Origin of the sequence: Pseudooceanicola atlanticus, assembly GCF_000768315.1 — a bacterium.
Classification (GTDB): Bacteria; Pseudomonadota; Alphaproteobacteria; order Rhodobacterales; family Rhodobacteraceae; genus Pseudooceanicola; species Pseudooceanicola atlanticus.
This window is the reverse complement of sequence record NZ_AQQX01000001.1, coordinates 35,192-61,984: the sequence shown is the minus strand read 5'-3', so window position 1 is coordinate 61,984 and position 26,793 is coordinate 35,192. Positions and strand designations below refer to the sequence as shown.

The window sequence follows — 26,793 nt, the reverse complement described above, 5'->3', positions numbered from 1 at the left end:
CCGGATCACGCAGATTGCGTGCTGCCGGGGAATTCGGGTTCACCGTCCAGGTGACGGCGGAAAACATTCAGGGGCGCCAGGGACAGGCGCATCTTGCGGGGGCGGTTCTGGAACCCCCATTCGACCACTTCACCCAGCAGACCCTTGCGGCGCAGATCCTGCGGCACGTTCTCGCCCGCATCGGGCAGGATCAGGTGGGTCAGGTTATCGCGGTTCGGGAACCGGTCGCGCTGCGGCGCCTCGTCCTCGGAATAATCGTGCAGGGCGAAATAGGCGACATTGTCGACCAGCGTGTCGTCCAGGCTGCGGATCCGGAACTGGGAGATCTTGCGCCGGTACATGGCCCAGCGGCTTTCCTCCGGCACCTCCTCGGGGTGGACGGAGAATTGCGGCGCAAAGGCCACCGCGCTGTCGACCGGCATGAATTTCGGCATGGCCAGCGCCATGAAACCGCCCATCGACTGGCCCAGCGTCATGATCTCGGTCGCGTCCGAGGCGATCTTGTACGCCTCGACCCATTGCACGATTTCCTCGATCAGGCCCGGCGCGTTCAGCCAGCTGTTGGTCTTGTCGGCAATGAACAGCGCGTTGTCCTGCCCATCCCGCGTTGCGGCGGCGGCCAGGTCGTATCCCGGCTCTTCGCCCGGCGCGCAGGTCGGGGAAAAGCTGACGACCAGCCGCCGGCTTGCGCCGCGATACAGCCAGACGCGCAGCATCTCGGTGTCCTGCACCAGCTTGATGTCCAGGGCCTCGCTCACTCCGCCTCGTCCTCCCCAAGGACAGAAAACTTGGCGACGCATTCCGCGCGCGTCATCTGCGTGCGGGTGTCGGCCCCGTCAAAGGCATAGGCGTCGGGCTTCTTGTCGATGTAGATCTCGCTGGTCACGACAAAGCCGTCGGGCTCGTCGAACAGGCCCAGCGGGATCTCGACCTCGCCGGAAAACGCGCTGGCCAGGGTCACGCGGAACCACAGATGCGATCCGCAGCGCTGGCACCAGGCGCGCTCCGCCCAGCGGGTCGATTGCAGCGTCTTGATATGGGCCTCGCCCTCCCAGGTGACATTGCCCTCGGGCAGCGACACGCCGACCAGGGCCGACCCGGTCCAGCGGCGGCACATCTTGCAATGGCAGATGCTGGCCGTATCTGGCACGTCCCGCGCGGTGAAACGCACCGCGCCGCAATGGCAGCCGCCCGTCTTTTCGCCCGGCGCCGTCATAGGTCGTCCCCCGATCCGTATTTCTCGAACACTTCGGCGCGGGTCATGACGTCGCGCCCCTCGCCCGCATAGGAAATCGCATCGGGCTGGCAATCCACGAACAGCTCGTGATCGAAGGTCATGCCCGACAGGTCATCCAGCAGCCCCAGCGAGATCTGCACGCTGCCCGCCATCGGCCCGTCCACCGTCATCCGGTAATAGAGCGACGATCCGCAGCGCTGGCACCAGGCCCGCTCCGCCCAGTCCGAGCTTTGCAGCGTCTTGATATGCGCCTCGCCCTTCCAGGTGATGTCGGTTTCCGGCACGTTGAACCCCATCAGGGCCGATCCGGTCCAGCGGCGGCAGGTCTCGCAATGGCACGCGCCGAAGGACGCGGGCGCATTGGCGACGGTGAAGGTCACCGCGCCGCACATGCATTGTCCTGTCTTCGTCTTGCTCATGTCTTGCTCCAATAGGTAACCGGCCCTTACCTTTTGCGGACCGGGCGGGGCGGCTCTGCCCCGCGCCTATCAAATCCAACCGACGCAACACCGACGTGATACCGACACGATACCGACGTGGCGTACGGTGCCTTTACTCCGCCGCGACCGAGGCCTTGGCGTTGAAGTCTTCCAGCATCGCGGCGGCGCAATCGCGCCCGTCGCGGATCGCCCAGACCACGAGGGAGGCACCGCGCACGATGTCCCCCACCGCGTAGACGCCGTCGAGGCTGGTCTTGCCGGTGCCGAAATCGGCGCGGATGGTGCCCCAGCGGGTCACGGCCAGGTCCGGCTGCCCCCAGAGAGTCGGCAGGTCTTCGGGTTCGAAGCCCAGCGCCTTGATGACCAGGTCCGTATCCTCGTCGTAATCCGCACCCTCGATCACCTCGGGGCTCTGACGGCCCGACGCGTCCGGCGCGCCCAGGCGCATCTTCTGGATCTGAACGGTGCGCACACGGCCCGCCGCGGTGGTCTTGGGGTCGTTGATGTCGCTGACCTTGGGATCGCCGGTGAACCCGCTCGGGTTGGAAAGCCACACGAAATCAACGCCTTCTTCCTCGGCATTGGCGACCTCGCGCTGCGACCCGGGCATGTTGGCCCGGTCCCGGCGATACAGGCACTTCACCGATTCCGCGCCTTGGCGGATGGCGGTGCGAACGCAATCCATCGCGGTGTCGCCACCGCCGATGACGACGACCTTCTTGCCCTCGGCGTTCAGCTCTCCGCTGTCATACTCGGCGACCGTATCGCCAAAGCTGACCTTGTTGGACGCGGTCAGGTAGTCGATGGCGCGGACGATGCCGCCGGCCTCTGCGCCCGGCTGGGTCAGTTCGCGGGTCTTGTAGACACCGGTGGCGATCAGCACGGCGTCATGCTTGCCGCGCAGTTCCTCGAAAGAGATATCGTCGCCGACATTGCAGTTCATGACAAAGCTGACACCGGATTGTTCCAGCTGTTCGATCCGCCGCATCACGACGTCCTTCTCCAGCTTGAAGCCGGGGATGCCGTAGGTCAGCAGCCCGCCGCCACGGTCGTAGCGGTCATAGACGGTGACCTGCACACCGGCACGGCGCAGCATGTCCGCGGCAGCCAGGCCGCCGGGGCCGGCACCGATGATGCCAACGCTTTCCTTGCGCTCCACCGCGGGGGTGACCGGCTTGACCCAGCCTTCTTCCCAGGCGGTGTCGGTGATGTATTTCTCGACCGCGCCGATGGTGACGGTGCCGTGGCCGGATTGTTCGATCACGCAATTGCCTTCGCACAGACGGTCCTGCGGGCAGATGCGGCCGCAGATCTCGGGGAAGGTATTGGTGGCCTGGCTGATCGCATAGGCCTCTTCCAGGCGACCGGTGGCAGTCAGGCGCAACCAGTCGGGGATGTTGTTGTGCAGCGGGCAGTGGCTCTGGCAATAGGGCACGCCACATTGCGAACAGCGGCTGGCCTGCTCTTCGGCCTTGGCCTTGGCGTACTCCGCGTAAATCTCGTGGAAATCCTTGTTGCGCTCTTCTGCCTCCCGCTTGGTCGGCATATCGCGCTGCACGTCTACGAATTTCAGCATCGGTTGCTTGGCCACGCTGCAAACCCCTCGGTCAAATTGAGTGTTGCCGGTTCATAAGCGATCCGTTTTCAAAAGAAAAGTCATAATAGCTGACCTTATTGTCGTTCGCCCTCCGCTTTTCCGACCTCTCGCGTCAGGAAATCCCGAAATTTATGTCCGTATCGGACGTATCATTCCTCTTTCCAAATCCGAACAAGAGCTTAAACCGGGGACGACGTGTCAAAGGTGGCCCATGACCCTGTTCCAACTCTTTCTGCTGGCCGTGATCCAGGGCGTGACGGAGTTCCTGCCGATCTCCTCTTCCGGGCACCTGATTCTTCTTCCCCAGCTTACCGCATTGCCGGATCAGGGTCAGGTTATCGATGTCGCCGTGCATCTGGGAACGCTGGGCGCCGTGATTCTCTATTTCTGGCGGGACGTTGCCGTCGCGGTGGCCGGCCTGCCCCGCCTGCTGACCGGGCGGATCGACACGCCCGGCGCGCGGCTGGCCTTCCTGCTGATAATCGCGACGATCCCCGCCATCCTGTTCGGCCTTGTCCTCAAGGTCACGGGGCTGGACGACGCCATGCGCTCGGCCATGGTGATAGGTTGGACGATGCTGCTGTTCGGCCTGGTCCTGTGGTGGGCCGATCAGCGCAGCCCGACGGAAAAAGAGGCAACGGAGTGGTCCCTGCGCGAGGCCTGGCTGCTGGGTCTGTTCCAGGCCATCGCCCTGATCCCCGGCACGTCGCGGTCCGGCATCACCATCACCGGCGCGCGGTTCCTGGGCTACAAGCGCGCAGATGCCGCCAAGGTGTCGATGCTGATGTCGATTCCGGTGATCATTGCCAGCGCCGTGCTGCTGGGGGCCGAGGTGATCCAGACCGCCGATGCCTCTGCCGCGAAGGACGGCGCGATCGCGGCCGCCTTCGCCTTTGCCTCGGCGCTTCTGGCCCTGACGCTGATGATGCGCCTGCTGCGCTCGGTCAGCTTCACGCCCTACGTGATCTACCGGGTCGTGCTGGGAATCGGGTTGATCTGGTGGGCCTGGCCCTAAGGCCCTGACCCACCAACCAAATCAGGTGCGCAGGTTGCGCGCGGAATCCTTGATCGCCGCATACTGGCCCGACGGGCGGAAGCGCCACAGGTAATCGGGCAGGACCGCTTCGGTCGCGGTCGGGGTAATCCCCAGATCGGACAGGCCCTTCGCGTCATCGGCGACGACATTGTCGACCTTCAGGTTGGCGATCTGGTCATGGGTCAGCACGCCATTGTGGAACAGGCCCAGCGACAGGAACTGCGCGACATTCAGGCCCGAGGCCATCAGCCCGGCGGCCCAGTACGGCATGTTGATCAGCAGGCGGCGGCGCTGGATCACGCCCAGCATCTCCTGCATCAGCTCGCGGAACGTGGCGACATCGGGGCCGCCCAGTTCGTAGACCCCGCCAGGCGCGGTGCCCAGAACGCCCTTCTCGGCCGCGGCAGCAACGTCATCGACATAGACCGGCTGGAACCTGGTCGATCCGCCGACCATCGGCAGGACCGGGCCGAATTTCGTCATGTTGGCGAAGCGGTTGAAGAACTCGTCCTCGGGCCCGAACATGATCGACGGGCGCAGGATCATCGCGCCGGGCATATGCTCCAGCACCAGCGCCTCGCCTTCGGCCTTGCAGCGGGCATATTCGCTCTCGGCTTCGGCATCCGCGCCGATGGCCGAGATCTGCACCATCTGCTCCAGACCCAGCTCCGCGGCGATGCGGGCGACGCGGCCAGCCCCGTCCGAGATCACGGCGTCGAACTTGTTCTTGCCGCTCTCGGTCAGAATACCCGCGCAATTGACAACCACATCGGCCCCGCGCAGCACGTCGCGGACACTGTCGTCATCACGGATATTGCAGAAGACCGGCTCGACCTGGCCGACCACACCATAGGTGCGCACGAACATGGAATCGTTGGGGCGGCGAGTCGCGACACGGACGCGCCAGCCATGCATGGCCATGCGCCGGGCAATATACCGTCCCAGGAAGCCGGAACCGCCAATGATGGTGACAAGCTTGGACATGGGGAAACCTTCCGAACGTGGCCATTTCCCTTTGTTCCTAACCCTCTGCCGCTGACCGGGCAAGGCGATATGACATTGATGCTAAAAATGCCGCAAATCCCCGTTGACACCAGCTCGCACCACGTCTAGATCACCGCCTCACGTGATCTGTGCCCAGATGGCGGAATTGGTAGACGCGCCAGCTTCAGGTGCTGGTGTCCGTATGGACGTGGAGGTTCGAGTCCTCTTCTGGGCACCATTAAAAGCCCCCAAGGCATTGAAACCTTGGGGGCTTTTATTATTTCAGCCTCATATGTGATCAGGGAGCTTTAGCCCCCCGCCCTTACAGCCCGCGAAACTCGGGTTTGCGCTTTTGCAGGAAGGCGGCGATGCCTTCCTGGGAATCCTGCGATTCCGACAGGGCGGTCTGTTCGCTTGCCTCTGCGGCAATGGCGTCGTGATAGCTCATCCCGTCCATCGACCGGATCAGGCGCTTGGCCGCGGCAGCCGCCAGCGGTGCGCCGGCGGACAGGCGTTCGGCCAGGGCGGTGGTTTCCGTGGCCAGCGCCTCCATCGGGTGGGTCGCGTTGACGAGACCGTAATCCAGCGCGTCCTTGGCCGGGATCTTGCGTCCCTCGAGGATCGCCTGCAGCGCCCGTTTTGCCCCCATCCCACGCTGCAGCAGCCAGGTTGAGCCGCCGTCGGGGACCAGCCCGATCGCGGCGAAGGCCATGTAGATATTGGCATCCTCGGCCATGGTGACGAGGTCGCAATTCATCGCAAGCGCCGCGCCGATCCCGGCGGCAGAGCCATGGACCTGCGCGATCCAGATATGCGGCGAATCGGCGATGGCACCCAGGATCGGCCGGTATTCCCGGTCGATCAGCAGCGAAACAGGCCCGGGCAGCCCTTCGGTCAGGTCGGTGCCGGCGCAGAACCCGCGCCCTTCGCCCGACAGGATGACGACGCGCACGTTCTTGTCGGCATGGATCTTGGAAATGGCATCGCGAAACGCGTCCCGCAGCGGTGCGTTCATGGCGTTGAAGGCATCGGGCCGGTTCAGGGTGACGCGGGCGATGGCCCCGTCGATGGTCAATAGCAATGGGTCTGACATGGTGTTCTCCTTCAGGTCAGAATACCGGCGGCGCGCAGGCTGTCGATCCGTTCGCGATCATAGCCCAGCTGGCCCAGCACGGTTTCGGTATCGGCGCCCGGCGCGGGCGGGGCGGCAACGGCATCGGGTTCGGATCGGCTGAACCGGGGGGCCGGAGCCGCCTGGGTCACGCCGTCCCGGTCGACGAAGGTGCCGCGCGCGGCAAGATGCGGGTGCTGTGGCGCTTCGGACCAGGACAGGACCGGCGTCGCGCAGGCATCCGACCCCTCGAAGATCGCCGCCCATTCGTCCCGTGTCTTCTGGCGGAACAGGGCGGCATAACCCTCGCGCCGCTCGGCCCAGTTGCGCGGGTCCATCTGGCTGGCCCGGTGGTCGTCGGGCAGACCGGCAAGGCGGACAAGCTCGGCGAAGAATTGCGGCTCCAGCGGGCCGACGGCGATGAACTTGCCGTCGGCGCATTCATAGGACCGGTAGAAGGGCGCGCCGCCATCCAGCAGGTTCGCTTCGCGACGTTCGGACCACAGGCCGCCCGCCGACATCGCGTGGATCAGCGCCATCAGGGCAGAGGCCCCGTCGACCATCGCCGCGTCGATAACCTGCCCCTGTCCCGAGCCCTGACGCTCGTAGAGCGCGGCCATGATGCCGAACAGCAGGAACATCGTGCCGCCACCGTAATCCGCGCCGATATTCAGCGGCGGGGCGGGGGCGCGGTCGGCATGACCGATGGCGTTCAGGAACCCGGTGAGGCCAAGGTAATTGATGTCGTGCCCGGCGGTCTGCGCCAGCGGGCCGTCCTGCCCCCAGCCGGTCATGCGCCCGTAGATCAGGCCGGAATTGCGCGACAGGCAGGTATCGGCGCCCAGCCCCATCCGCTCCATCACGCCGGGACGGAAGCCTTCGATCAGGATGTCGGCCCGGTCGATCAGGGCCAGCGCGACCTCGACCCCCTCCGGCGATTTCAGGTTCAGCGCGACGGATCGTTTGCCGCGATTGTTGATATCGGTGGGATCGGCCTTGCCCGAGGCGCGGGTGATCAGCGTCACCTCCGCCCCGAGATCCGCAAGGAACTGGCCCGCCAGGGGGGCGGGTCCAATTCCCTGCATTTCAACGACCTTCAGTCCCCTGAGCGGTCCGCTCATGCCGCCTTGGCCGTGCTGTCGCGCAGCCGGTCATAGATGGCATCGGGCACCGCAAAGCGTTCGCCATAGGCCTCGGCCAGTTCCTTGGCACGGGCCTTGAACCGGTCGACGCCCTCACCACGGATGAACTGGATCGCGCCGCCCGTATGGGCCGGGAACCCGATGGCAAAGATGCCGCCCAGGTTCGCCTCGACCTCGGTGTTCAGCACACCTTCATCGAGGCAGCGCAGCGTCTCGATCGCCTGGCGATAGAGGATGCGGTCCACCGCGTCCTGCAGCGGCACCTCCGTGTTGCCCTTGGCGAATTGCCCCAACTCCGGCCAGAGCGTGCGCTTGCCCTCGCCGTCGTAATCGTAAAATCCGCCACCGTATTGACGCCCGCCGCGGCCCATCTCGATCATCTTGTCGGTGACCTCGACGGTGGCAGTGTTGTGGTGGCCGAAATCGCTTTCGACGCCCAGGCGCTTGTCCAGCGCGACATGGGTCTTGCGCACCTTCTGACCCAGGATCAGCGACACCTCGTCAAAGACCTGAAGCGGCCCGACCGGCATCCCCGCCAGCCAGGCGGCCCGTTCGATGGCTGTGGGCGCCATGCCGTCCACCAGCAACTGGCACCCTTCGTCCATGAAGGTGCCGAAGACGCGGCTGGTAAAGAACCCGCGGCTGTCATTCACCACGATGGGCATGTAGCCGATCTGCTGGACGTAATCGTAGGCCTTGCGCAGCGTCTCCTCGCTTGTCTTCTCGCCCATGATGATCTCGACCACCTTCATCTTGTCGACGGGGCTGAAGAAATGCAGCCCGATGAAGCGGGTCGGATCGGGGCAGGATTCCGCCAGGATCGAGATCGGCAAAGTCGAGGTGTTCGAGCCGTAGATCCCGTCTTCCGACAGCATCGGCCAGGTCTCGGCGATCACCTTGTCCTTGAGGTCGATATCCTCGAACACGGCCTCGATGATGATGTCGACGCTGCCCGGTTCGGCATTCTCGGTCGCGGGGGTGATCTGGGACAGAAGCGCCGCCTTGGCGTCCTCATCCATACGGCCCCGTTTGATCGCCTTGTCGCACAGCTTCTCGGAATAGCCCTTGCCCTTCTCGGCATTGGCCATCTCGGTGTCCTTCAGCGTCGTGGCCAAGCCCCGCTTGGCATGGGCATAGGCAATGCCCGACCCCATCATGCCGGCGCCCAGCACGGCGGCGGACCCGGCTTTCCAATGCGCGCCCTCGGGGCGGACCTTGCCGGACTTGATCGCCTGCATCCCGAAGAAGAAGGTCGAGATCGCGGCCTTGGCTTCCTTCGACGCCATCAGCCCGATGAACCGCCGGGTTTCCATCCTGAGCGCCGCGTCGAAGTTCATCCGCATGGAGTTCACGGCGACATCGAGGATCTTCTCGGGCGCGGGCAGCAGGCCACGGGTCTTCTGGTACAGCATTGCAGAGCTGACCTGGATCATCTGCCGCACCTTCGGGTGCAGCGCATCGCCACCGGGATAGCGGAAGCCCTTCTGATCCCAGGGCTGCACGGCCGCTTCGGGGTTGGCCTTGATCCAGGCCTTGGCGGCGGGGACTAGGTCCTCGCGCGTCTCGACGATCTCGTCGACCATGCCGACTTTCAGCGCCTCGGCGGGTTGCGCCTGCCGCCCTTCCAGCAGGTAGGGCATCGCCTTTTCCAGACCCAGCAGCGCGGTCAGGCGCACCACGCCCCCGGCCCCGGGCAGCAGGCCCAGCGTCACCTCGGGCAGGCCGACAACGGCCTTCGGCGTGTTCTGAACGATGCGATGGTTGCAGCTCAGGCACAGCTCGTAGCCGCCGCCAAGCGCCGCACCGTTGATCGCGGCAACGACGGGCACGGGCAGTTTCTCAAGCCGGCGATAGGTGGCCTTGCTGGCCTCGATCATCGCGAATTCGGCTTCGCCGGCCTCTGTCGTGGCCAGGATGTTGTTCAGGTCGCCCCCGGCAAAGAAGGTCGACTTGGCCGAGGCAAAGACGACCCCCGCCAGACCCTCTTCAGCCTCCAGCCGGTTGCAGACCGCGCGCATGCCCGGTTCGAACCGGTCGTTCATGGTGTTGGCGTTCTGGCCCTGCATGTCCAGCGTGACCGTGACGATGCCGTCGGCATCCTTCTCGTAGATGAAATCTTCCATGGTTTCCTCCCTCCGCGCGATCACAGGCGTTCGATGATGGACGCGATGCCCATGCCACCGCCCACGCACATGCAGATCAGCGCGCGCTTCTGGTTCCGGCGCTCCAGCTCGTCCAGCATGGTCGACACCAGGCAGCCGCCGGTGGCGCCCAGCGGGTGCCCCATGGCGATGGCGCCCCCCACGACGTTCAGCTTTTCATCCGGCACATTGAGGTCGCGTTGCAGGCGCAGGGCGACCGATGCAAAGGCCTCGTTGATCTCGACCAGGTCGATGTCGTCGATGGTCAGCCCGGCCTTGGCCAGCGCCTTTTCCGATGCCGGGCCCGGGCCCGTCAGCATGATCGTCGGGTCGGTCGCGGTCAGCGCAATGGCCACCACGCGCCCGCGCGGGTCGAGGCCCAGATCCTTGCCGGCCTTCTCGTTGCCGACCATCACCAGCGATGCGCCATCCACGATGCCCGAGGAGTTACCGGGCGTATGGACATGGTCGATCCGTTCGACCTGCGGATACTTGGCCAGCGCCACCGCGTCGAACCCCATCGACCCGGGCATGGCAAAGCTTGCCTTCAGCGCGCCCAGTTTCTGCATGTCCGTATCGGGCTTGATGAAATCGTCACGTTCCAGAACGATCAGCCCGTTTTCATCCCGTACTGGAACGACAGAACGGTCGAACCATCCAGAATCGCGCGCATGGGCGGCCTTCTTCTGGCTTTGCAGGGCGAACTCGTCCACGTCATCGCGGCTCCAGCCCTCGATGGTGGCGATCAGGTCGGCGCCGATGCCCTGCGGCACGAAGCCGGTGTTGATCGCGGTTTCCGGGTCCTCGGCAAAGGGGCCGCCATCGGCGCCCATCGGCACGCGGGACATCGATTCGAAGCCGCCCGCGCAGACCAGGTCTTCCCAGCCCGACGCGACCTTGGCCGCGGCGGTGTTGAACGTGTCGAGCCCCGAGGCACAGAACCGGTTCACCTGCGCGCCCGGCACGGATTCGTCCCAGCCCGCCTTCTGCAGCGCGATCTTGGGCAGCACCGCGCCCTGTTCCATCACCGGGGCCACGCAGCCCAGCATCACGTCATCGACGCGGCTGGTATCCAGGTCGTGACGCTGCTGCATTTCGCCCAGCAGGGTCGTCACCAGGTTGATCGGCTTCACCTCGTGCAGGGTGCCATCGCCCTTGCCCTTGGATCGCGGTGTGCGGATTGCATCGTAAATATAGGCAGCTTCTGCCATCTTCCTCTTCCTCCCATGAAACCCTGCTGTCAGGCCGCGTCGAACACGGCCATCCTTGGCAGGGGGTCCAATTCCATTTGCGTGATGTCCCGCGCTTCGGCCCTTTCGATGCCGACCCCGCGCAGGATGATTTCTGCCGTGTCGCTGCCGGCCTGCCGCCACGTGCGGTGACCGTCCAGGACAAGCGTCATGGCGCCAAAGGTTGCCCCGCCCGCCGATGCGGTGATCGAGGCGACCTGGTCGCGATGAAAGTTGAACCGCCCGCTGATCAGCCCGCGGCGCAGTTCCTCTGCGGGCATCTTGCCCCAGAAGGATCCCAGCGTCGGTTCCAGCATGGCGTAGCGCGCGATGAAGCGCCCCCAATGGGGGTCTTCATGCACCCGCCGCACGCACAGGCGCACCGCGGCCGAGACCTTTTCTGCCGGGTCCGACATGTCCCGCGTGGCCGCCGCGATCGAGTCGCCGAATTCCTGCGCCACGGTCTGGCAGACCGATTCGAACAGCGCCGTCGGATCGTCGAGGTTGTTGTAGATCGTGCCGCGCGACAGCCCGGCCTCCTTCGCGAGCTCGCTGACCGCGACGCTCGTTCCGCCATTCTCGGCAAAGAGCCTGAGCGCGGCCTGTTGGATGCGAAGGGTGGCTGTATTCATCGGCTCTTTCGGTCTCTCGAAAAATCACTGTTGACGTAAATTGAACACGAGTGTTTAATTCCTGTCAACATCGTTCATCGCCGCAGGGGAGGAGACGGCATGGATACTATCCAGAGGGGCGCGCTTGCGCCCGGGCTCCGCTAATGGAGCTGCTTCAACTCGTCATAGGTGGCCTGGCCAACGGCTGTATCTACGGGCTCGTCGCGCTCGGTTTCGTCATGATCTACAAGTCCAGCGAGGGCGTGAACTTCGCCCAGGGCGACATGATGATGCTGGGGGCGTTCATCGCGCTCGGCTTCGGCAATACCGACCAGATGGGACTGCCCTTCGGCCTCGCCGTCATGTGCGCCATGGTGCTGATGTTCGGAATCAGCTGGGGCGTCGAACGGGTCGTGGTGCGCCAGATCTTCGGCCAGCCGCAATTCGCCCTCGTTATCCTGACCATCGCTCTCGGCTTCGTGTTCCGCTTCGTCGCGGGCTCGATCTGGGGCTACACGCCGTTGGTGCTGGAAACGCCCTTTGCCGGGCAGAACCTGCGCGGCGGCGGCATCGTGATCTCGCTCGCCGACCTGGTGACCATCGGGGTCACGCTGGTGCTGACCGTGGCGCTGTGGGCCTTCTTTGCCTTCACCAAGATCGGCCTGGCCGCACAGGCCGCGTCGCAGAACCAGATGGCAGCCTATATCGTCGGCGTACCGGTGATGCGGGTCAATTCGCTGATCTGGGGCCTGTCGGGCGCCGTGGCGACCGTTGCGGGCGTGCTGTATGCCACGCGCGGCGCCATCGACCCGAATATCGGCCTGCTGGGGATCAAGGCCTTCGCGGCGGCGGTGATCGGGGGCCTCGGGTCCCTGCCCGGGGCGCTGCTGGGCGGGCTCATCATCGGGGTGATCGAACCCGTCGCGGGCCGTTACGCCCCCGGCGAGCTGGCCAAGATGTCGCCCTACATCATCATGCTGATCGTGCTGGTCACCCGTCCCGGCGGCCTGTTCAGCCAGATCCAGATGAAGAAGGTCTGAACCGATGCGCGTGGTCTTCAAGACAAGTTACGACAAGGATATCGACCTGCATGAACACGGGCAGAGCCGCGCCAAGATCGCGGTGCTGCTGGCGGTGATGGTCGCCCTGCCCTTCTTCGTCGGCAATTACTACCTGGCCGAGGCCGCCAATACCCTGATCTGGGCGCTGGCGGGCATGGGGCTGATGGTGGCCGTCGGCCATACCGGGCAGGTCAGCCTGGGTCATGCGGCCTTCCTCGCCATCGGGGCCTATGCCAACGCGGCGCTGATGAATGCCGGCCTGCCCTTCCTGCTGACCTTCCCGATTGCCGGGATCATCACCGGCCTCTTCGGCGCGATCATCGCGGTGCCAGCCGTCCGCATGTCGGGCATCTACCTGGCCATCGCGACGCTTGCGGTCTTCGTCATCGTCGAGGAACTGGTGATCCTGCTGGAACCGATCACCGGCGGGGTCGGCGGCATCATGGCGCCCTCGATCACGATCTTCGGGATCAGCTTCGACCGCTATGCCTCGCTCGAGAACTTCTACTGGCTCTGCCTCGCCGTGGTGGCCATCGTCACCTGGGGCTACGCCAACCTGATGCGCTCGCCCACGGGGCGGTCCTTCCTGGCCGTGCGAGATTCCGAGGTCTCGGCCCGCGCCCTGGGCATCAACGTGACCCGGACCCGCGCGCTGGCCTTCGGGCTATCCTCGGGCGTCACCGGCCTGGCCGGGGCGCTGATGGGCCATTACATCGGCTTCTTCAATTACGAGCTCTTCTCGATCTTCATCTCGATCAACCTGCTGCTGGTCGTGACCATCGGCGGCCTCGGCTTCATCCAGGGTGCGTTCCTGGGGGCGATCCTGATCACGGCGGTGCCGCAGGCGATCTCCATCGCGCGGGACAACCTGGTGGGCATCGGGATCGACCTTTCGGGCATTCCAGGGCTCGACACGATGATCTTCTCGCTGATCCTGATCGGCTTCATCATCTATGAACCCACGGGACTGTATGGTCGCTGGCTGAAAATCCGCACCTGGTTCGAGATCTTCCCGCTGGCCCGCAAGGACATGTTCCGCCGGCAGAAATCCTACCTCAAGACGGAGCGGATGAAATGAGCCTTCTGGACGTCAATGACCTGGCCATCCATTTCGGCGGCGTGAAGGCCGTGGACGGCGTGTCCTTCTCGGTCGACGAGGGCGAGGTCTTCGCCATCATCGGCCCGAACGGCGCCGGGAAATCCACGATCTTCAACCTGATCAGCCGGGTCTACCAGCCCACCCGCGGCACGATCCGCTTCGACGGGCAGAACATCACCGGGTTCAAGGCGCATGACATCGCCGGGCTGGGCATCGCGCGGACCTTCCAGAATATCGAGCTGTTCGATCATTCCACGGTCCTCGACAACCTGCTGATGGGTCGGCACACGCACCGCGCCACGAACTTCGTGCAGGACATCCTGTTCCTGCCCAAGGTCCGCCGCGAGGAACGCGAACATCGCCGCCGCGTCGAACAGGTGATCGAGTTCCTGGAACTCGAAGCCTACCGCAAGAAGATGATCGCCGGCCTGCCCTACGGCGTGCGCAAGGTGGTCGAGATCGGCCGCGCGCTGGCCATCGGGCCCAAGCTGATCCTGCTGGACGAACCGGCCTCCGGCCTCTCGGTCGAGGAAACCCGAGACGTCGCCTTCTGGATCGAGGACATGCGCCGCGACATGGGCCTGACCGTGCTGATGGTGGAACATGACATGAGCCTGGTGAACCAGGTCTCGGACCGCGTTCTGGCCGTGGCCAACGGCCAGCCGCTCGCCATGGGCACCCCCGCCGAGGTGCAGGCCCATCCCGACGTGATGGCGGCCTATCTGGGAACGGGGGCAGCGGCATGATGACGGTCGAACCTCAGCTCGAAGGGACGCGCCCTCCCCTGGGTGGGCGCCAAGCAACGCCGGTGGCCTGGCGGTTTATCTCTCAAGCTTCGAAGAACAGATGTGCGGCAAGCGACGTCGCCAAGGCGCCCTCCCTGGGGGAGGGGAGGGCGCGGCCCGGGCTGGTCGCCCGTGCCAGACAAGCCCAGATCACAACCTGGAAAGGAGCCACCGCATGACCGTCCTTTCCGTCCGCAACCTCGAAACCTTCTACGGCGCGATCATGGCCCTGCGCGGGGTCTCCATCGACGTCGAACAGGGGGAAATCGTCACCATCCTCGGCGCCAACGGCGCCGGCAAGACGACCCTGATGAAGACCATCGCCGGGCTGATGGACCCCGAAAAGGGCAACATCACCTTCATGGGCGACCAGATCGGCGGGCTCGACCCCGACCGCGTCGTGCAGAAGGGCATCGCTCTGGTCCCCGAGGGCCGCGAGGTCTTTCCCTACCTCACCATCGAGGAGAACCTGAAGCTCGGCGCCTTCACCCGCCGCGACAGCTCCGCCGAGGACATGGAGCTGGTCTACCAGTATTTCCCGATCCTCAAGGAACGCCGCCGCCAGGCCGCGGGCTTCCTGTCGGGCGGGCAGCAACAGATGCTGGCCATCGGCCGTGGCCTGATGGCCCGTCCCAAGCTGATGATGCTGGACGAACCCAGCCTCGGCCTGTCGCCGCTGCTGACGCAGGAGATCTTCGACATCATCGCCCGGCTCAACGCCGAACAGGGCGTCACCATGCTGCTGGTGGAACAGAACGCCCATATCGCGCTGGCCACGGCCCATACCGGATACGTGCTGGAAATGGGCCGGATCGTGATGGCCGGCAGCACCGAGAAACTGCGCGCCTCGGACGACATCCAGGAATTCTACCTGGGCAAGACCGGCGAAACGCAGCGCGACCAGAAACGCTGGAAAAGGCGCAAGACATGGAGATGAGCCCGGTGAATATCTCGGAATACCTCAGCTTCGACGGGCACGAAACGATCACCGCCCTATGGGCCGATCGCTGTGCCAAATACGGGGACCGCGTCGCGCATCGCGAGAAAGAGCTTGGCATCTGGCAGGCCTATTCCTGGCGCGACTATTACGACCATGCCCGCAAGATCGGCCGCGCGCTGCAAAAGCTTGGCGTGCAGAAGGGCGAGCCGGTCCTGATCCTGTCCGAAGACCGCCGCGAATGGCTCTATATCGATCTCGGCACGGCGGCGATCGGCGGCATTCCCGCCGGCGTCTACACCACCGACAGCGCGTCCCAGCTGGCCTACCTGTGCCAGGACAGCGGCGCGCGGGTGCTGTTTGTCGAAAACGACGAACAGCTCGACAAGTATCTCGAGGCCCGCGCCGACATGCCCGGCATCGAAAAGGTCGTCGTGATGGAACGCGAGGGGCTGGCCGAATTCTCGGACCCACAGGTCATGTTCCTCGACGAGCTTTACGAGATGGGCGACGCCGAAGAGGCCAGCACTCCCGGCAAGTTCGAAGAGGCGATGAAGACGATCCGCCCCGAGGATCCCCGCATGCTGATCTACACCTCCGGCACGACCGGGCCGCCCAAGGGCGCGATGATCACGCACCGCAACATGATCTTCCAGCTCAAGGCCGGGAACGAGCTTCTGGATTTCCGCGAAACCGACAACCTGCTGTGCTTCCTGCCGCTCTGTCACGTTCTGGAACGGCTGGTCTCGGTCGAGGCGCCGATTGCCAATGGCTGTACCGTCAATTTCGCCGAAAGCCCCGAAACCGTCTTCGACAACCTGCAGGAGGTCAGCCCGGACAGTTTCGCCGGCGTCCCCCGCATCTGGGAAAAGATCTATTCCCGCGTGATGATCCTGCGGTCAGAGGCCGGGCCGGTCGGCGCACGCGCCTTCGACTGGGCGCTGAAGGTCGGCACGCGCTATTCGCAGGCCGAAAACCCGGGCACCGGGCTGCGCCTGGCGCATTGGATCGCGGATGTCACCGTCCTGTCCAACCTGCGCCGGATGCTGGGGCTGGCAAATGCGCGCCGCGTGACCTCGGGCGCGGCACCGATCTCGCCCGACCTGATCCACTGGTTTGCCGCGCTCGGCGTGCCGCTGGTCGAAGGCTACGGGATGACCGAAACCGCCGGCGTCGCCACCGTCAACACGGTGGAGGACAACCGCATCGGCACGGTCGGTCCCGCCCTGCCCGGCGTGAGCCTGCGCATCGACGACAACGGCGAATTGCTGGTCGGTGGCCCCTGCGTCTTTGGCGGCTACTGGAACAAGCCGGAAAAGACCGCCGAGACGATGACCGAGGATGGCTGGCTGCGCACCGGCGACGTCGGCCGCATCGGCAACGATGGCGCCCTGACGATCACCGGGCGTCTCAAGGACATCATCATCACCGCGGGCGGCAAGAACATCACCCCCGCCGAGATCGAGAGCAAGCTGAAGTTCAGCCCCTATATCTCGGACGCGGTGGTGATCGGGGACCGGCGCAAATACCTGACCTGCCTCGTCATGATCGACCAGGAAAACGTCGAGAAATTTGCCCAGGACCGGCAGATCCCCTTCTCGGATTTCGCGTCGCTGACCCGCGCGCAGGAGGTCCGCGACCTGATCGGCGGCGTCGTCGCCGCGACCAACAAGGATTTCGCCCAGGTGGAACAGATCAAGGATTTCCGCCTGATCGACGTGCTTCTGACGGCCGAGGACGAGGAACTGACGCCCACCATGAAGCTGAAACGGAATTTCGTGAACCAGCGCCACGCCGCGCTGATCGACGAGATGTACTGACCAAAAGGTCATATAAGGGAGGAAAGAATGAAATATCTCAAATCATTGGCTGCCGCCGCGACGCTTGCCGCCTCGCCGCTGCTGGCCCAGGCGCCGGGCGTGACCGACGACGAGATCAAGATCGGCGGGGCGCATGACCTTTCGGGCATCTTCGCGCCGTTCTCGGTTCCGGCGGTGTCTGCCGCCAAGGCCTATTTCGACGAGGTCAACGCCAATGGCGGCGTCCATGGCCGCAAGATCACCTATATCGTCGAGGATCACGGCTACCAGGTGCCCAAGGCCGCGCAGGCCGCCAACAAGCTGATCAACCGCGACCAGGTCTTCGCGATGCTGCTGAACCTCGGCACGCCGCAGAACCTGGCGATGTTCCAGATGATGGGGCCGCAGGGCGTGCCCAACGTGTCGCCCATCACCGCCGCACGCCAGATGGTCGAACCGCTGGAGCCGTGGAAATTCGCCGGCACCGCCTCCTACTATGCTGCCGTGAAGGCCGCGATCGCCTACATGCAGGAAAACGAAGGCACCCAGAAGGTCTGCCTGATGATCCTGCCCACCGACTTCGGCAAGGAAATCGAGGCCGCGGTGCATGAACTGGCCGATGCCGGCGACATCGAACTGGGCGCGGAAATCGGTCACAAGCCCGACGAAAGCGACTTCACCGGCGCGCTTGGCCGCGTCAAGGAATCCGGCTGCGACACCGTGGGCATGGCGCTTGGCATCAGCCAGATGATCAACGCCATCACCACCGCGCGCAAGCTGGGCATGGATGACCTGAAATTCATGCTCTCCTCCGCCGGGTTCCATACCGTCGTCGCCAAGGGCCTGGCGGCCCAGGGCGTGATGGACGGGGTCTATTCCGCCGCCGGCTGGCAGGATCTCGAGGCACGCCTCGGTGAACCCGAGGTTGCCGCCTGGGTCGAACAATACAAGGCCGCCACCGGCGAAGACTATCCCGGCACCGGCGCCCTTTTGGGTCGCGCGGGCGCGGGCATCATGGTCGCAGCCCTCGAAGCGGCCGGTCCCGACCTGACCCGCGAAAGCTTCATCGCCGCGATGGAGACGCTGGATTACGAGGACAAGATCGCCGGCAACCACGTCGATTTCTCCGCTACCGATCACGAGGCCGCGGACGAGGTCTTCGTGAACCGGATCGAGAACGGCTCCTGGGTGCTCGTTCAGACCATCGAATGACATGACTTTGCGCGGGGCGGCGCGACCGCCCCGCCAACCCACTGTTTCCACAAAATAATCCACTCACAATCAGCCGGAGGCCCCGATGCTGAACCGCACGATCTATGACGAAGAACACGAGATTTTCCGGAAATCCGTCCGGGCCTGGGCCGAGGCAGAGGTCTTCCCCCATGCCGAGGCCTGGCGCGAAGACGGCAGCGTCAGCCGCGACATCTGGAAAAGCGCCGGCGAGCAGGGGTTCCTCTGCATGTATGCCGACGAGGCCTATGGCGGCCTGGCCCTCAACGATTTCCGCTACGACATGATCCTGACCGAAGAGATCGGGCCGCGTGAACCGGGCTTCTTCCTGGGCCTGCACAACCGCATCGTCGGCCCCTACCTGCAGAACTTCGCGGATGACGCGCAGCGCAAGAAATACATGCCCGGCGCCGTCTCGGGCGATACGGTCCTGGCCATCGCGATGACCGAACCCGGCACCGGGTCGGACCTGGCCGGCATCAAGACCCGCGCCGTCGAACACGAGGATCACTGGGTCCTCAACGGCTCCAAGACCTATATCTCGAACGGCTTCCTCACCGACCTGGTGCTGGTCGCCGCCAAGACCAACCCCGAGGCCAGCCACGAGGTCGGGCTTTTCTGGGTGGAGACCGACAGCCCCGGCTTTGCCCGCGGCCGCAACCTCAAGAAGCTGGGCCTCGAAAGCCAGGACACGGCGGAGCTGTTCTTCGACGACGTGAAGGTGCCCAAGGAAAACGTGCTGGGCGATCCCAAGGGCGGCTTCAAGACCATGATGATGAACCTGGCCGAGGAACGCCTGATCGGCGCCGTCGGCTTCGTCGCGCGGGCCGAACATGCCTTCAACATCACCATGGAATTCATCATGGAACGCCGCGCCTTCGGCAAGGCCGTCGGCACCTTCCAGAACTCCCGGTTCAAGATGGCCTCGATGCGCACCGAACTGGATGCCGCATGGGCGCTGACCGACCATTGCGCCCGCGAACACATGGCCGGACGCCTGACCGCGGAAATGGCCGCCGAGGCCAAGCTCTATACCTCCGAGGTGGAGGGCCGCGTGGTCGATGAATGCCTCCAGCTGCATGGCGGCGCGGGCTATATGGACGAATACGAGATCTCGCGCCTCTACCGCGATGCCCGGATCAGCCGCATCTATGCCGGCACGTCCGAGATCATGCGCGAGATCATCGGGCGGGGCCTCGGCCTCGACGACCGGCAGCGCAACTGATGCCCGGCCTCTCCCTCACCCAGCCGATCGGAAAGGCCGCCAGCGAACGCCCGGCGGACCTGTTCACGATCTTCGGCGACAGGCGGCGCAGCAACGCCGACTTCGCGGACCGTATCACCCGGCTGGCCGGGGCGTTGCGGGCGCTCGGGGTGGGGCCGGGGGACCGCGTGGCGATGCTGGCGGCGAATTCCGACCGCTATGTCGAATATGTCTTTGCCACCCTCTGGGCCGGCGGCGTGATCAATCCGGTCAATGCCCGCTGGTCCGCGCAGGAGATGGCGTTTTCGTTCACGGACAGCGACACCCGTATGCTGCTCGTGGATGACAGCTTCGCCCCCATGGTGGCGGAGCTGCGCGGCCTCGCCCCCAACCTGACGCATGTGATCCATGCGGGGGACGGGGCCGCCCCTGACGGGATGCTCGATTACGAAGACCTGATCGCCAACCATGACCCCGTCGACGATGCCGGGCGGCAGGGCGACGACATGGCGGCGCTGCTCTATACCGGCGGCACGACCGGCCGGCCCAAGGGCGTGATGCTCAGCCATGCCAATATCGCCACCGGCGCGCTGGCCGTGTCGGCGGCGGGCGGCCATGGCGGTGACGCGCCGGGCCTGCATGTCGCGCCGTTCTTCCATATCGGCGGGGTCGGCACGATCTTCCAGTTCGCCTTCCGCCGCGCCCCGCAGGTCATCACCCCCGCCTTCGATCCCGGCGAAACCCTGCGGCTGATCGAGGCCGAGAAGATCGGCGACCTGTTCGTCGTGCCCACCATGCTGCGCTGGCTGCTGGATCACCCGGACGTCGCCAGCCGCGACCTCACCAGCCTGATCTCGATCCGCTACGGCGCCGCCCCCATCGACACCGCGCTGCTGGCCCGCGCGATGTCCGCGATCCCCTCTGCCGGGTTCACGCAGCTCTATGGCCAGACCGAATTTTCTCCAGTTGTCAGCTGCCTGCCGCCCAAGGACCACCTGGGCGAAGGCGCGGCGGAACGGCTGACCTCTGTCGGACGCCCCATCGCCACGGCCACCGTCCGCATCGTCGATCCCGACCGCCGCGACCTGCCCGTCGGCGCGGTCGGAGAGATCGTGGTGCGCGGCCCCCAGATCATGCTGGGTTACTGGAACCGCCCCGAGGAAACCGAGGCCGTGCTGGACAACGGCTGGCTGCACACCGGCGATGCAGGCTTCATGGATGCCGCCGGCTATCTGCATATCGTCGACCGGGTGAAGGACATGATCGTGTCGGGCGGTGAAAACGTCTATTCCGCCGAGGTCGAGAACGCTCTGTCGACCATGCCCGGCGTCGCCGCCTGCGCCATCGTCGCCGCACCCGACGAGGATTTCGGCGAACGCGTCCATGCCGTGATCGTGCCCGCCGGAGAGGCCGAAATCACCCTCGATGCCGTCCGCGCCCATTGCCGCCAGACCATCGCCGGCTACAAGGCCCCGCGCTCGATCTCGCTCGTCGACAACCTGCCCCTCTCGCCCGCCGGCAAGGTCCTGAAACACGTCCTGCGCGCGGAACTGAAGGATGCGTAGGGTGAGCGGGTCAGTACGAGAAAGCTTGCAACTGAGCGAAATCGCTAGCGCGTATTCGTCAAGAAAAGGACTGTCCCTTGAAGCTTGGGTGCAACAAAAGCAGCCAGCTCCTTCGCACGGAGTCAAGCCGAAGGCGCCGTGCGACCGCCGACCCGCCCCCCGGGGCGGCGATTGGTTGGGTCCGGGGATGACCTCAAACGCCCCGACCATGTTTCACGATAAACCGCACCCGAACGACCGTTTGTCCGCCACCCCGCGGGTCGACGATCGCACCGCTTGCGTCCCGCCCTTTTCCAGATAACCGACCGAAGGATTTCCCGATGCCCTTCCCCCGCCTTCACCTCGATCCCGAACACGAGATGTTCCGCGATCAGGTCCGCCGCTACCTCAAGGACAACATGGCCGACAAGGTCGCCAAATGGCGGGACCAGGCCCATGTCGACCGCGAGGATTTCAAGGCTTTCGGCGACAATGGCTGGCTCTGCCTCTGGGCCGAAGAGGAATATGGCGGCCCGGGTATCCGTGACATCCGCTACGATCAGGTCCTGCAGGAGGAAACCATCCGCTGGACCGATATCGGTTTTTTCCACAACGCCCATTCCATGCTGGTCGGCCCCTATCTCGACCGCTTCGCCACGCCCGAGCAGAAGAAGCGGTTCCTGCCCGGGGCGGTCAGCGGCGACACGATCATGGCCATCGCCATGACCGAACCCGATACCGGCTCCGACCTTGCCGCGATCCGCACCCGGGCCGAGGACAAGGGCGATCATTACCTGCTGAACGGGTCCAAGACCTATATCTCCAACGGGATCATCGGCGACCTGTTCGTCGTGGCCGCCAAGACGGGCGAAAAACGCGGCCAGATCGGGCTGTTCGTGGTGACCGCCGACATGGCTGGCTTTTCCCGCGGGCGGCACCTGAAAAAGATGGGTCTGCCGGTGCAGGACACCGCCGAGATCCGCTTCGACGATGTGAAAGTGCCCAAGGACAACCTGCTGGGCGATCCCGGCATGGGCTTTGCCTACATGGCCGAATGCCTGGCCGTCGAACGCACGATGAGCGCGATTTCCTCGCTGTCCCACGCCCAGGCCGCCTTCGACGTGACGCTCGATTTCATCAAGGAGCGCCGCGCCTTCGGCAAACCGGTCGGCGCCTTCCAGAACACCCGTTTCGTGATGGCCGACCTGCGGGCGCGGCTGGATGCGACGCAGGCCTATCTCGATCAATGCGTGATGCTGGCCAACGAGGACAAGCTGACGCCCGAGGACGCAGCGGCGGCCAAGCTCATCTGCTCCGAGCTTCAGGGCGAGGTCGTGGATGCCGGCCTGCAATTCCACGGCGGTGCCGGCTACATGGATGAATACGAGATCAGCCACATGTTCCGCGACGCCCGGATCGCCCGCATCTACGCGGGCACGTCAGAGATCATGAAGGAAATCATCGGTCGCGGGATCGGCCTGGGCGAACGCGAACTGACCTGAGCTTCGACCCTGAACCGAGGCTTTTCGCCCCGTTTCTCGGGGCGCGCTCACCAGGGGGACCGCCATCCCAGCTTGGCCGACAGGTGCACCAGGCGGGGACCGTAATCCTCCTCCAGGCGGGTGCGGTCCAGGCCGAAGGCCGGGCCGCCGCAATTCATCGACATGTAGGTCTGGTGGTCGGCGTCATAGACCGGCGTCGCCGCCGCCCGCACGTTGGACCGCCATTCCCGGTCGACGATGCAGAACCCTCTCGTGCGCACATCCTCGATCCCGCGCAGGATCTGCTCTCTCAGCGCGGGCCAGTCGGCGGCATAGAGGATCTCCCACCGGTCGAACTTTTCCTGCAAGGCGGCATCGGACAGGCAGGCCAGGTAGGCGCGCCCCGCCGCCGTGTTCGCCATGCTGATCCGCGACCCGACATCCAGCAGCAACCCCTCCGTTCCGGCCGAGGCACTGGCGGCCACGTAGACCATCGTGTCTTCCTCTGGCCATGACAGCGCGACGGACGCATTGGCGGTATCGGCCAGGTCCTGCATACCGCTTTGCGCCAGCTGCCGGATCCGCAGCTTGGCCAGCACGGTATAGCCCAGCGTCAGCAGGGTCGGGCAGGGATAATATTTGCGCGACGCGTCGCGCTTCAGATAGCCCAGCTCGGTCAGGGTATGGGTCAGGCGGGTCACCGTGGCCTTGGCGATCCCGGTGCTTTCCGACAGTTCGTTGTTGCCCATGGCCCCGTCACGCAGACGGAAGGCCTGAAGGATCTGCATCGCCCGGGCCACCGACCAGATGAACTTGCGGTCGGACCCGTATTCCTCTTCCAGGCTTTCCAGCGACCGCGCGGCAAAGACCCGCGACGGGATCATGCCCTGGGGCTGCACGGCCTCCAGCGAAAGGGGGCGATCTGTCTCTGTCTCGTCCTGCTGGCTCATGGTTGATCTTTCCGACGGCGGCTCCCTGCCTCCCGACCGGGCATAGCGCGCGGCGTGGCCTTCGTCCAATGAACTTGACCCGACCGCGGCGCCATGACGGCAAAATGTTTCACAATGAAACCCTACAATACCACTGTGCGAAACAACTAGGCTTGATTTTACCCGCGCCATCCGCAACCTTCGCGGCAGGAGTGAGGAGGACTTCATGACAGCGCAACCCCGTTCGGGACAGCCGGCCCTGGCCGGTCGCTTTGGCCGTTTCCACGAAACCGTCGCCCATTGGGCCGCCACAAGGCCCGACAGCCCGGCGATCCTGGAAGGGGACCAGACGCTGACCTATGCGGCACTGGACCAATTGGTCCAGAAAATCGCCGACGCGCTGTCAGCCGCCGGTCTGCGCCCGCGCGACCGGATCCTGATCGTCGCGGAAAACGCCACGTCCTCGATCGCGCTGGTCACCGCCGCGAACCGCCTGGGCGCCTGCTGCTCGATCCTGAACGCAAGGATGCAACCCAGCGAAATCCAGGCCATCGCCGATTTCGCCCAGCCCCGGATGATCGCCTTCCCGACGGTCGATCCGCAGATCAGCAACGCTGCCGCCACGCTGGCTGACACGTTCGGGGCCACGCCGCTGATCGCCCTGCCCGGCTTCGGCGATATCCGCACCTGCGTCCCCGCCGATACCGACCCGGAGCCGGCGGCGGACCATACGCTGAACGACCTCGGGCTGATCATGTTCACCTCGGGCACGACGGGCACGCCCAAGGGGGTGATGCTGTCCAACGCGACCCTCCTCACCCAGGCCGAGGCGCAATGCATCAACCGCGAACTCACGCAGGACGACGCGATCTACCTGGTTTCGCCCATCGCCCATTCCATCGGCCTGTCCTCCAACGTGCTGTCGGCCTTCGCCGCCGGCGCCCGGCTGATCGTCACCCCCCGTTTCCGGGTAGAGGACCTGGTCGAAAGGACCGCCGCGGGCGAGGTCACGATGGTCGTCGCCGTGCCTCAGCTCTACACCAAGATGCTGGAACATATCGAAACCGCCGGGATCGACATGTCTGGCGCGCGGCTTCGGGTTGCGGCGTCGGGTGGGGCCAGCCTCGATCCGGCGCTCAAGGCACGGGTGCTGGACGTGATGGGCGTCACCGTCTCCAACGGCTATGGCGCGACGGAGTTCGTGCCCGTTACCCGCGTCCCCATCGGGATGGAGGCCGCCAGCAACGTCGTCGGCCTGCCCTGCACGGGGGTCGAACTGCGCATCGTCGACGATAATGGCCAGGACGTCCCCCAGGGGCAGTCGGGCGAGATCTGGGCGCGCGGCCCCTTCTGCATGCAAGGCTATTACCGCAACCCCGAGGAAACCGCGAAAGTCCTGACCGAAGATGGCTGGCTGGCCACCGGCGACCTGGGAGAGATCCTCGACAACGGGATGCTCGCCATCGTCGGCCGCAAGAAAGAGGTCATCATTCGCTCCGGCTTCAACGTCTACCCCGCCGATGTCGAGGGCGCGCTGTCATCCCATGACGACGTGGCCGAGGCCGCGGTGCTGGGCCGCCCCGTACCCGGCAACGAAGAGGTCGTGGGCTTTGTCACCGCCATGCCCGGCCGCCAGATCGACACCGCCGCCCTGACCGCGTTCGTCCGTGACCAGCTGACCGCCTACAAGGTCCCGTCCGAGATCATCGTGATCGACGCCATGCCCATCGGGCCCACCGGAAAGATCCAGAAGGCCCTGCTGAAGGACAGGCTGTAACCCGCGCGGCGCTTACATGCGCTGCGCGGCGGCCTTGATGATGTTGCGGGCGATGATGATCTGCTGGATCTGGCTGGTGCCTTCATAGATCCGCAGCAACCGGGCGTCGCGATACAGCCGCTCGATCGGGTATTCGGCCATGTAGCCTGCCCCGCCATGCACCTGCACCGCGCGGTCCGCGACACGGCCCGCCATCTCGGTACAGAAATACTTGGCGCAGGACGCCTCGAGCGCGACAGCGCCGGTGGCGTCGTACTTGCGCGCGGTTTCCCGCACCAGCGCCCGGCCCGCCGCCAGCTCTGCCTGGCTGTCGGCCAGCAGACCCTGCACCAGCTGATGTTCGCAGATCGGCACGTTGAACTGCTTGCGCTCCATCGCGTAGCCAAGCGCCTCGTCCAGCATCCGCTGCGCCGTGCCCACGGCCATCGACGACACGTGGATACGCCCCCGGTCCAGCACTTTCATCGCGGTGCGGAAACCCCGGTTCAGGTTCTGCGGCCCGCCGACGATGAACTCTTCGGGGATCCGCACATCCTCGAGGATGACGTCGGAGGTCTTGGTCCCCTTCTGGCCCATCTTGCGATCCGGCGTGGCGATGGTGATGCCGGGCGTATCCGCCGGCACCAGGAAGGCCGACACGCCCCCCGCCCCCGGATCGTCCGGGTTGGTCCGCGCGAACAGGGTAAAGACGTTTGCCCGCACCGCGTTGGTGATGTAGCGCTTGGTGCCGTTGATGACGTAATCGCTGCCATCCTTCCGGGCCGAGGTCCGGATATGCGAGGCATCCGACCCGTTATCCGGTTCGGTCAGCGCAAAGGACGCGATCAGCTCGCCGGAGGCGAGGCCGGGCAGGTATTGCTCCTTCTGCGCGTCGGTCCCCTCCATCACGATGCCCTGGGCGCCGATGCCGACATTGGTGCCGACCAGCGACCGGAACGACATGGAGGCATAGCACAGCGCCTCGACCACCTGGCTTTCCTGAAGCGTGGTCAGTTCCAGCCCGCCAAAGCTTTCGGGAATGGACAGGCCGAACAGGCCCAGATCGCGCATGTCCTGCACGATGTCCTCGGGGATGTCGTCCAGCTCCTCGACCTTGGTTTCCGCCGGGATCAGCCGATCACGGGCGAACCGGGATACCGTGTCCAGAACCTGTTCGAAACTGTCGTCGTCCATCGCCATGCTGGTTCTCCTCCTCGTGACGGTCCGAAGGAGGCTTTGCGCCCGCCCTCCGGTCATGCGGTTTTCTCGCATTCAAGTTTCAAAATGGCAATATACAATACCGCTGTGCAGAATTTATCTCACGTCGGTCCAGCGCACCGACGCAATACCGACGTTATACCGACGTGATACCGATGCGGGTTTTGCCGGTTTCAGGCTGCCGAAATTTTGATCGCGGCGCACCCGTTTGCTCGCCGATGG

The 26,793-nt window shown here is 65.0% G+C and carries 23 protein-coding genes and 1 tRNA gene; 12 read left to right on the top strand and 12 right to left on the bottom strand.

Annotation, left to right across the window (positions count from 1 at the left end; all coding sequences use genetic code 11):
• Positions 1-5: 5 nt before the first annotated feature.
• The 4 genes from ATO9_RS00270 to ATO9_RS00255 form a co-directional block, all read right to left on the bottom strand.
• Complete coding sequence (locus ATO9_RS00270; protein WP_043743557.1) at positions 6-758, bottom strand: hypothetical protein; 753 nt, start codon at positions 756-758, stop codon at positions 6-8.
• Positions 755-1,216, bottom strand: a complete 462-nt coding sequence (locus ATO9_RS00265) for a GFA family protein (RefSeq protein ID WP_043743554.1) — start codon at positions 1,214-1,216, stop codon at positions 755-757. Before ATO9_RS00265 ends, ATO9_RS00270 begins: the two co-directional genes overlap by 4 nt.
• Entirely contained in the window at positions 1,213-1,656 is a 444-nt protein-coding gene (locus tag ATO9_RS00260) for a GFA family protein (protein ID WP_043743552.1), read from the bottom strand. The genes ATO9_RS00265 and ATO9_RS00260 overlap by 4 nt, the downstream gene beginning before the upstream one ends.
• 133 nt (positions 1,657-1,789) lie before the next feature.
• Entirely contained in the window at positions 1,790-3,268 is a 1,479-nt protein-coding gene (locus tag ATO9_RS00255; RefSeq protein WP_043743550.1) for an NAD(P)-dependent oxidoreductase, read from the bottom strand.
• 217 nt (positions 3,269-3,485) lie between these two features.
• Here ATO9_RS00255 and ATO9_RS00250 point away from each other — a divergent pair, with 217 nt between their 5' ends.
• Positions 3,486-4,289 (top strand): undecaprenyl-diphosphate phosphatase, encoded by an 804-nt coding sequence (locus tag ATO9_RS00250; RefSeq protein ID WP_043743547.1) that lies wholly within the window; start codon positions 3,486-3,488, stop codon positions 4,287-4,289.
• 21 nt (positions 4,290-4,310) lie between these two features.
• On the opposite strand, the gene ATO9_RS00245 is transcribed toward ATO9_RS00250, so the two are convergent.
• Positions 4,311-5,294: a complex I NDUFA9 subunit family protein gene (locus ATO9_RS00245; RefSeq protein ID WP_043743545.1), complete on the bottom strand. Its 984-nt coding sequence runs from the start codon at positions 5,292-5,294 to the stop codon at positions 4,311-4,313.
• Between the two features lie 151 nt (positions 5,295-5,445).
• On the opposite strand from ATO9_RS00245, the gene ATO9_RS00240 reads away from it, so the two are divergent.
• Positions 5,446-5,532, top strand: a tRNA-Leu gene (locus ATO9_RS00240).
• Between the two features lie 84 nt (positions 5,533-5,616).
• On the opposite strand, the gene ATO9_RS00235 is transcribed toward ATO9_RS00240, so the two are convergent.
• From ATO9_RS00235 to ATO9_RS00215, 5 genes are read right to left on the bottom strand one after another with little or no spacing between them, the layout of a single operon-like run.
• The gene (locus ATO9_RS00235; RefSeq protein ID WP_043743543.1) at positions 5,617-6,387 is read right to left on the bottom strand and encodes an enoyl-CoA hydratase/isomerase family protein; all 771 of its coding nucleotides are present in this window, start codon (positions 6,385-6,387) and stop codon (positions 5,617-5,619) included.
• Positions 6,388-6,398: 11 nt separating this feature from the next.
• On the bottom strand, positions 6,399-7,526 hold the full coding sequence (locus tag ATO9_RS00230) for a CaiB/BaiF CoA transferase family protein (protein ID WP_043743541.1): 1,128 nt from the start codon (positions 7,524-7,526) through the stop codon (positions 6,399-6,401).
• Entirely contained in the window at positions 7,523-9,670 is a 2,148-nt protein-coding gene (locus ATO9_RS00225) for a 3-hydroxyacyl-CoA dehydrogenase NAD-binding domain-containing protein (protein ID WP_043743539.1), read from the bottom strand. Before ATO9_RS00225 ends, ATO9_RS00230 begins: the two co-directional genes overlap by 4 nt.
• A 20-nt stretch (positions 9,671-9,690) precedes the next feature.
• Positions 9,691-10,899, bottom strand: coding sequence for an acetyl-CoA C-acetyltransferase (locus tag ATO9_RS00220; RefSeq protein ID WP_043743537.1), 1,209 nt, complete (start codon positions 10,897-10,899; stop codon positions 9,691-9,693).
• Positions 10,900-10,928: 29 nt separating this feature from the next.
• The gene (locus tag ATO9_RS00215) at positions 10,929-11,549 is read right to left on the bottom strand and encodes a TetR/AcrR family transcriptional regulator (protein WP_043743535.1); all 621 of its coding nucleotides are present in this window, start codon (positions 11,547-11,549) and stop codon (positions 10,929-10,931) included.
• 143 nt (positions 11,550-11,692) lie between these two features.
• On the opposite strand from ATO9_RS00215, the gene ATO9_RS00210 reads away from it, so the two are divergent.
• From ATO9_RS00210 to ATO9_RS00170, 9 genes are all read left to right on the top strand, one after another.
• Positions 11,693-12,568 carry a branched-chain amino acid ABC transporter permease gene (locus tag ATO9_RS00210; protein ID WP_043743532.1) on the top strand — a complete coding sequence of 292 codons (876 nt, stop codon included), beginning with the start codon at positions 11,693-11,695 and terminating at the stop codon, positions 12,566-12,568.
• Positions 12,569-12,572: 4 nt separating this feature from the next.
• Positions 12,573-13,667 (top strand): branched-chain amino acid ABC transporter permease, encoded by a 1,095-nt coding sequence (locus ATO9_RS00205; protein ID WP_043743530.1) that lies wholly within the window; start codon positions 12,573-12,575, stop codon positions 13,665-13,667.
• Positions 13,664-14,434, top strand: a complete 771-nt coding sequence (locus ATO9_RS00200; protein ID WP_043743528.1) for an ABC transporter ATP-binding protein — start codon at positions 13,664-13,666, stop codon at positions 14,432-14,434. The genes ATO9_RS00205 and ATO9_RS00200 overlap by 4 nt, the downstream gene beginning before the upstream one ends.
• A 214-nt stretch (positions 14,435-14,648) precedes the next feature.
• A complete protein-coding gene (locus ATO9_RS00195; RefSeq protein WP_043743525.1) occupies positions 14,649-15,410 on the top strand; it encodes an ABC transporter ATP-binding protein in 762 nt (253 codons plus the stop codon).
• Positions 15,401-17,230 carry an AMP-dependent synthetase/ligase gene (locus ATO9_RS00190; protein ID WP_043743523.1) on the top strand — a complete coding sequence of 610 codons (1,830 nt, stop codon included), beginning with the start codon at positions 15,401-15,403 and terminating at the stop codon, positions 17,228-17,230. The genes ATO9_RS00195 and ATO9_RS00190 overlap by 10 nt, the downstream gene beginning before the upstream one ends.
• 27 nt (positions 17,231-17,257) lie before the next feature.
• Positions 17,258-18,421 carry an ABC transporter substrate-binding protein gene (locus tag ATO9_RS00185; protein WP_043743521.1) on the top strand — a complete coding sequence of 388 codons (1,164 nt, stop codon included), beginning with the start codon at positions 17,258-17,260 and terminating at the stop codon, positions 18,419-18,421.
• Between the two features lie 85 nt (positions 18,422-18,506).
• Positions 18,507-19,664 carry an acyl-CoA dehydrogenase family protein gene (locus ATO9_RS00180; RefSeq protein ID WP_081979394.1) on the top strand — a complete coding sequence of 386 codons (1,158 nt, stop codon included), beginning with the start codon at positions 18,507-18,509 and terminating at the stop codon, positions 19,662-19,664.
• Complete coding sequence (locus ATO9_RS00175) at positions 19,664-21,208, top strand: long-chain-fatty-acid--CoA ligase (protein ID WP_043743518.1); 1,545 nt, start codon at positions 19,664-19,666, stop codon at positions 21,206-21,208. The genes ATO9_RS00180 and ATO9_RS00175 overlap by 1 nt, the downstream gene beginning before the upstream one ends.
• Before the next feature lie 320 nt (positions 21,209-21,528).
• Positions 21,529-22,689 carry an acyl-CoA dehydrogenase family protein gene (locus ATO9_RS00170; RefSeq protein ID WP_043743515.1) on the top strand — a complete coding sequence of 387 codons (1,161 nt, stop codon included), beginning with the start codon at positions 21,529-21,531 and terminating at the stop codon, positions 22,687-22,689.
• 47 nt (positions 22,690-22,736) lie between these two features.
• On the opposite strand, the gene ATO9_RS00165 is transcribed toward ATO9_RS00170, so the two are convergent.
• The gene (locus tag ATO9_RS00165) at positions 22,737-23,618 is read right to left on the bottom strand and encodes an IclR family transcriptional regulator (RefSeq protein ID WP_052418004.1); all 882 of its coding nucleotides are present in this window, start codon (positions 23,616-23,618) and stop codon (positions 22,737-22,739) included.
• Positions 23,619-23,823: 205 nt separating this feature from the next.
• Here ATO9_RS00165 and ATO9_RS00160 point away from each other — a divergent pair, with 205 nt between their 5' ends.
• Complete coding sequence (locus tag ATO9_RS00160) at positions 23,824-25,374, top strand: class I adenylate-forming enzyme family protein (RefSeq protein ID WP_043743512.1); 1,551 nt, start codon at positions 23,824-23,826, stop codon at positions 25,372-25,374.
• A 12-nt stretch (positions 25,375-25,386) separates the two neighbouring features.
• Here ATO9_RS00160 and ATO9_RS00155 read toward each other — a convergent pair whose 3' ends face one another.
• On the bottom strand, positions 25,387-26,553 hold the full coding sequence (locus ATO9_RS00155) for an acyl-CoA dehydrogenase family protein (RefSeq protein WP_043743508.1): 1,167 nt from the start codon (positions 26,551-26,553) through the stop codon (positions 25,387-25,389).
• Positions 26,554-26,793 lie beyond the last annotated feature (240 nt).